This window comes from Streptomyces sp. NPDC019531, from assembly GCF_044903305.1.
Lineage (GTDB): Bacteria > Actinomycetota > Actinomycetes > Streptomycetales > Streptomycetaceae > Streptomyces.
The window spans coordinates 1-6,312 of sequence record NZ_JBJDQL010000036.1; the positions used below are offsets into that span (position 1 = coordinate 1).

Annotated in this window: 4 protein-coding genes and 1 pseudogene; 3 read left to right on the forward strand and 2 right to left on the reverse strand. The window is 72.1% G+C overall.

All coding sequences use genetic code 11. The annotated features are described in order from the left end of the window. A pseudogene (locus ACI2L1_RS32575) lies at window positions 1–110 on the forward strand (electron transfer flavoprotein subunit alpha/FixB family protein); the annotation flags it as partial. Window positions 111–168: 58 nt separating this feature from the next. Here the strand turns inward: ACI2L1_RS32575 and ACI2L1_RS32580 are convergent. Then, entirely contained in the window at window positions 169–1,062 is an 894-nt protein-coding gene (locus ACI2L1_RS32580) for an endonuclease/exonuclease/phosphatase family protein (protein WP_404743004.1), read from the reverse strand. Window positions 1,063–1,252: 190 nt separating this feature from the next. Between ACI2L1_RS32580 and ACI2L1_RS32585 the strand changes: the two genes are divergently transcribed. Together ACI2L1_RS32585 and ACI2L1_RS32590 are read left to right on the forward strand one after the other, a co-directional pair. Continuing rightward, window positions 1,253–2,569: a DUF6986 family protein gene (locus ACI2L1_RS32585; protein ID WP_404743005.1), complete on the forward strand. Its 1,317-nt coding sequence runs from the start codon at window positions 1,253–1,255 to the stop codon at window positions 2,567–2,569. A 95-nt stretch (window positions 2,570–2,664) separates the two neighbouring features. After that, window positions 2,665–4,839, forward strand: coding sequence for a protein kinase (locus ACI2L1_RS32590; protein WP_404743006.1), 2,175 nt, complete (start codon window positions 2,665–2,667; stop codon window positions 4,837–4,839). Here the strand turns inward: ACI2L1_RS32590 and ACI2L1_RS32595 are convergent. Further along, the gene (locus ACI2L1_RS32595) at window positions 4,785–5,600 is read right to left on the reverse strand and encodes a hypothetical protein (protein WP_404743007.1); all 816 of its coding nucleotides are present in this window, start codon (window positions 5,598–5,600) and stop codon (window positions 4,785–4,787) included. The two genes, ACI2L1_RS32590 and ACI2L1_RS32595, sit on opposite strands and share 55 nt — an antisense overlap. Between the last annotated feature and the right edge of the window lie 712 nt (window positions 5,601–6,312).

Below are 6,312 nucleotides of genomic sequence, written 5' to 3' on the forward strand. Positions count from 1 at the left end.
ACAAGGACGCCGAGGCCCCGATCTTCGACCTGGCCGACTACGGCGTCGTCGGCGACCTCTTCGACGTCGTCCCCGCCCTCACCGAGGAGATCAACGCCCGCAAGGGCTGATCCCGCTCCGGGCGTACGAGGCCCCCGCGACCGCTGATGCGGTCGCGGGGGCCTCGGCTCATCCCAGGGTCACCGTGGCCTGCACCGGCAGGTGGTCGCTGGGAAACTGTCCGTTCAGGGCGAAGGTGTTGATGGCGGCCCGGTGGACGGTGACACCGGGTGTGGTGAGGATCCAGTCGATGCGCTCGCCGTCGGGCGTCAGGGGCTTGTAACCGTGGAAGGTGGCGTACAGCTTGCTTCGCTCGGCGGCCGCGTCCCAGGTGTCGACGAGTCCGGTGGCGAGCAGGGTGTCGTACGCCTGGTTGTTGTGAGCGGCGGCGTTGAAGTCGCCGGTCACCACGACTGGTAGCGAGCGGTCGAGCTCGGCGATCTTCTGGCCGAGGAAGAGTGCGGAACGTTCGCGCGCGTACTGGCCCACGTGGTCGAAGTGGGTGTTGAGGACGTAGAACTCGCGATGGTCGGCGGTCCGGTCGCGGAAGCGGACCCAGGTGAGGATCCGGGGGAGCGCGGCGCCCCAGGTGTTGGAGCCGATGACCTCGGGCGTGTCGGAGAGCCAGTGCGTGTCGTGCTCGACGGGGACCAGGCGCCGGGTGTCGTAGAAGACCGCCGTGGACTCGTCGTGGCTGCCGCCCTCGCGTCCGGTGCCGATCCAGTCGTAGTGCGGTCCGAGGTCGGCGTGGATGTCGAGCAGTTGCTGGTAGAGGCCTTCCTGGGTGCCGATCAGGGTGGGGGCCTCCTGACGTAACAGTCGGCGCATCACCGGGCGGCGGGTGGCCCAGCTGTTGGGTTCGGAGGTGCTGGCGAAGCGCAGATTGAACGTCATGACATCGAGTCGGCGGTTGGTCGGTTTGGCGGCCGAAGCGGGCAGCGTGCCCATCAGTGGCACGGTGATCGCGGCGGCCACCGCGGTTCTGAGGCCCATACGACGCGTCATTCTGTGGGTGTCCGGCATGTGAGTTCCCTCCCGACGGACCAGGATGAATGTTCGATCCGGAGTGTGGAAGACGGCGTACAGGTTCTCGGCATTCCGGATGAACGCGGTGGCTCATGCTGTGGACGGGGTGTTGACCGTCGGGAAGCTTCACGGATAACTTCGCTCTACGGATTGTTGATTCCGTAGAGCGGAAAACAGGAGGGTACGGATGGGTCAGGGCCAGCAGGAGCAGGTGGCGACGAGCCTCGCGGGCGCCGTCAGCGAGGAGATCAGCGCCTCCCTCGCGCCGGTCGACGCCGAACTGGAGCGCCGCTACCCCGGAGACCCCGGCACCCGCCAGCCCGTCCACACCGTCTATGTCCCCGGTGACGTCTTCGCCGCCGACACCATCCGCTCCTGGGGCGACCAGGCCCTCGCCGCCCTCGACGAACACGCCCCGGACGCCAAGTCCTTCGCCGCGGTCCTCGGGCTGTCCGACGAACTCGCCGAGCCCGTCCACGCGCGCGTGCGCGCCAAGTTGGAGCATGAGCCGATTGAAGACCTGCGCGTGGACTTCGAGGACGGCTACGGCACGCGGCCGGACGCCGAGGAGGACGCGACGGCTGCCCGCGCGGCCCGGCTGATCGCCGAGGCGTACCGGAACGGCACGGCGGCGCCGTACATGGGCATCCGCATGAAGTGCATGGAGGCGGCCGTCCGGGACCGGGGCATCCGAACCCTCGACGTCTTCCTCACCGGTCTGATGGCGGCGGGCGGCCTGCCCGAGGGACTGGTGCTGACCCTGCCGAAGGTGACGTACGCCGAACAGGTCACCGCGTTCGTACGGCTCCTGGAGGCTTTCGAGAAGGCGCACGGACTGGACTCGGGGCGACTCGGCTTCGAGATCCAGATCGAGACCAGCCAGTCCATCCTCGCCACCGACGGCACCGCCACCGTCGCCCGTATGATCCAGGCCGCCGAAGGCCGCGCCACCGGACTGCACTACGGCACCTTCGACTACAGCGCCTGTCTCGGCGTCTCCGCCGCCCACCAGGCCAGCGACCATCCCGCCGCCGACCACGCCAAGGCGATCATGCAGGTCGCGGCCGCGGGCACCGGCGTACGGGTGTCGGACGGCTCCACGAACGTCCTGCCGGTCGGTCCGACGGCGAAGGTCCACGACGCCTGGCGGCTGCACTACGGCCTGACCCGCCGGGCGCTGGCCCGCGCCTACTACCAGGGCTGGGACATGCACCCCGCCCACATCCCGACCCGGTACGCGGCCGTGTTCGCCTTCTACCGCGAGGGCTTCGAGCAGGCCGCCGCCCGCCTCGCCCGGTACGTGGGAAGGGTCGGCGGGGACGTCATGGACGAGCCCGCCACCGCCAAGGCGCTCAGCGGCTATCTGCTGCGCGGCCTCGACTGCGGCGCCCTGGACATCGCCGAGGTGGCCCGGCTGACCGGTCTGACCCGGGTCGACCTGGAAGGTTACGCGGCACCGCGGCGCGGCGACCTGACCGTCTCCACGAAGCGGTCGGAGAAGTAGCGGCCCTGTCACAGTCGCAACCGGCAGCTGGAATAGTCACCCCTGCGCCGTAATCTGTACCGCACATATTGACGGGTCACAGGAACGGGGCAGCGGTGTCTTCGGGGGAGACCAAGGGAAAGGGCCAGGACGAGACCGGTCTGCTGCTGGCCGGGCGTTATCGCGTGGTGGCCCAGCTCGGGCGCGGCGGCATGGGTGTGGTCTGGCGGGCCGTCGACGAGGTCCTCGGCCGCGAGGTGGCGGTCAAGGAACTGCGCACCTACACCGACGCCGACGGCCCCGAACTCGCCGATTTGCGGCTGCGGATGCAGCGCGAGGCGCGTGCGGCGGCCCGGGTCCGGCATCCCGGTGTCGTCGCCGTCCATGACGTGGGCGAGGTCGACGGACGCCCGCTGATCGTCATGGAGCTGGTCGACGGCCCGTCCCTCGACCAGGTGCTGCGCAAGCGCGGTCCCCTCGACCCGCGTGAGGCGGCCGGGATCGGCGCCAAGGTCATGGACGCACTGGCCGCCGCCCATGAGGCCGGGGTGCTGCACCGGGACGTCAAGCCCGGCAACATCCTGCTCGACCGCTCGGGCCGTGTCCTGCTCACCGACTTCGGCATCGCCACGATGGAGGACCCGGGCGACGGTGCGGCCACCCAGCTCACCCGCACCGGTCATCTCGTCGGCTCCCTGGACTACATGGCGCCCGAGCGGGCCCAGGGCTCCGATCCGGGGCCGGCCTCCGATGTGTGGGCCCTGGGCGCGACGCTGTACGCGGCCGTCGAAGGTGCCTCTCCGTTCCGTCGTACGTCGACGTTCGCCACGCTCACCGCGATCGTGGGCGAGCCTCTCCCTGAGCCCCACCGTGCCGGGGCCCTGGGCCCTGTCCTCCAGCGCCTGCTGGACAAGCGTCCGGAGGCCCGCCCGGGCGCCCAGGAGGCACGCGAGCTGCTGCAGGCGGTGGCGGACGGGGCAGGGACGGACAGTGCCACGACGACTTTGCGGGGTACGGCCGCTTGGGCGGGGGAGGCGGAGTCGGATCCGGGGGGCCCGGGGTTGCCGTCGAGTTTCCTGACGGCGGGTTCGGCGGTGGGGGGTTCGGCGGTGGCGGGGGCCGCGCAGGGAGCCTCGTCGCAGGCGCCGGCGGGGGCCGGGGCGGCACCCGCACCGGGTTTCGGTGAGCCGGACGCGGCGGGACCGGCGGCGGGGCCTGGGGTGACGGCGGCACCCGGTTCCGGGGCCGGGCAACCGGTCGGGCCGACCGCGGTGCACGGACATGGGGGCGCGCAGCCGGTGGGGCACGCGGCCGCGTCAGGGTCTGGGGCTCCCGGGCAGGGTGTGCCGGGTACTCAGGGCTTCGGCGTCTCCGGGCAGCCCGTGGCGGGGCCCCAGTCGGTGGCGGAGCCCGGCGGTGGACCTGGCCAGTACGGGCCCCGGCAGTCTGGTGCCGTTCAGCCCGGCGCGAGTGCTCCGGGGCAGGCCGGACCACCGACGCGGGGCTTCGGGATGACTGGCGCCGAAGGCGGTGTTCCGGGGCAGGCCGGGGCACCCGCGCACGGCACTGGGCCCCATGCCTCCCACGACCAGCCCCCGACGAGCCCCATGGACGGCTCGCGCCCGCCCCGCCACAAGCGACGCGCCCTGCTGGCCGCCGTAGCGGTCACCGTCGTGCTCGCCGTGGCCGGAACGACCGCCGCGCTGCTCAACGACTTGGGTGACGCCGAAGCCGACGGTCGACGGGCCGCGTCCGGTACGGGTGCGACGGCCTCCTCCCCGGCCTCCGCCCGCCCCGACGCCGACCGCTCCGGCAGCCCCGAGTCGACGGCCGAGGGCGACAGGAAGACCCCGAGCGCGAAGGAGCCGTCCGGCGCGGACGACGGCTCCGAACCCACGGACCGGGCCTCCTCGACCTCCACGGCGAACTCCTCGGGTGACGACGACTCGGACGGCAGCGACTCCGGGGCCGGCGCCCCGGCCGACGGAGGCAGTTCCAGCGCACCGGCCCCGGCGTGCACTGCCCTCGGCGGCGGCAAGTACAACTGCACGGTCTGGAAGACCGCCACGTCGTACACCGCCTCCGGCGCCGAGGCCGGCGTCCTCAACGCGGGCACCAACTACTTCTACTGCCAGTCGAACCTGGGGCGCCGCGAGACGTCCGGCCAGTGGACCAACGTCTGGTGGGCGAAGACCGACGACGACAGCGGCAACACCAACGTCTATGTCAGCGACGTCTACATCAAGGGCGGTGCCAACGACGAGCCGGTGCCGGGGCTTCCGGTCTGCTGAACCGTCACGTACCGCTCCAGGCCGGACGCCGTCACCCGCTTCTCGTCGGCGAACAGCTTCGTCCCCGCCTCGCACAGGCGCCGGTCGGCCCGGGCCCGCGCCACGAACTCCTCCGGGGTGACACCGAACAGCTCCCTCAACCGGCGCGATCCCACGAGGAGTTCGGTCAGCAGCTCACGTTGGCCGGGGTGGGTGCGCGCAGCGCCGGTGCCGTCGTGCAGAACGCCGTGGCGGTTGACGTACGAGTGGACGCCGGGCAGCGTCGTGCCGTCCGGCAGCTCGACCCGCACCTCGGGCGCGGGCAGCCAGGCGCGGCCGTAGTTGCCGTTCGGCAGCGGCACGCCCTCGCTTGCGTCGATCACGCTGAGCTGCTCGGCGTCCAGCCAGATGACGAACAACTCCCTTACGGTGTGCGGCGCGTCGAAGGGGGACGCGGACACGTATCCCATACGGCTCACATGTGCGGAGACACCGATGTCCACGCCGGTCACCCGTGCCCGCACCATGGGGATCGGCGAGGTGATGGCGAACTCGGCCATCTTGTGCCGCAGTTGGCCGGGGCTGGCGTTGGAACCGACCGCGAGGACGGGAGTGCGGTCCTCGTACATCAGTCGGTCGAGGGGCAGCAGCCGGCCGCCGTCGAGGAGCACGGAGTCCTGCGGCCAGGCGCCCGGGTAGAGCAGCGGGCGATCACGGGGCACGTCGGCCAGCCCGAGCGCCTCCAGTGTGGAACCGGTGGAGGTATCCGCTGCCTCCGCCATGGGACCGCTCGGCCAGTCAACTGCCCCCAGAACGGCATCAGTTGCACGGCCCGGCGGCTTCGGCGCGGGCCCAACCGGAGCGCCGGCCGCGTCCGGCCCGGCTACGGCCGGAATCTCCGGAGCCCCAAGAGCGCCACCGGCCACAGCGGTTGGCTGGGCCTGTTCCGGCGCTTGGTTTTCGTCGGTGGTCACCTGGACCCGTTCCGGTGCCTGGCTTCTGTCGGCGGCTGGCCGCGTCCATTCCCGTGCCCGATGCCGATCGCCGGTCGGCCTGGCCTGTTCCGGTGTTTGGCTCATGTCGGTGGTCACCTGGGCCTGTTCCGGCGCCTGGCTTCTGTCGGCGGTCGGTCGGGCCCATTTCCGTGCCGGGCCTCGGTCGCCGACCGGCTGTACCCCTTCGGGCGCCTGGCTTCTGTCGGCGGTCGGCTGCGTCCATTCCCGTGCCAGGCCTCGGTCCCCGACCGGCTGTACCTCTTCCGGCGCGTGGCTTCTGTCGGCGGTCGGCTGGGCCGATTTTCGTGCTCGACCTCGGTCGCCGACCGGCCGTACTCCTCCCGGCGCGTGGCTTCCGTCGCCGGTCGGTCGGGCCCATTCCCGCGCTCGACCCCCGTCACCGACCCGCTCCACCCCCCCCGGTACCCGGGCCCCCCCCCCCCCCCCCCCCCCCCCCCCCCCCCCCCCGGGGGGGGGGGGGGCCGGGGGCGCCCCGAGG

Excerpts from the sequence above, each read along its gene's own strand:
- ACI2L1_RS32580 (WP_404743004.1), bottom strand. The coding sequence starts at position 1,062 with ATGCCGGACACCCACAGAATGACGCGTCGTATGGGCCTCAGAACCGCG.
- ACI2L1_RS32585 (WP_404743005.1), top strand. The coding sequence starts at position 1,253 with ATGGGTCAGGGCCAGCAGGAGCAGGTGGCGACGAGCCTCGCGGGCGCC.
- ACI2L1_RS32595 (WP_404743007.1), bottom strand. The coding sequence starts at position 5,600 with ATGGCGGAGGCAGCGGATACCTCCACCGGTTCCACACTGGAGGCGCTC.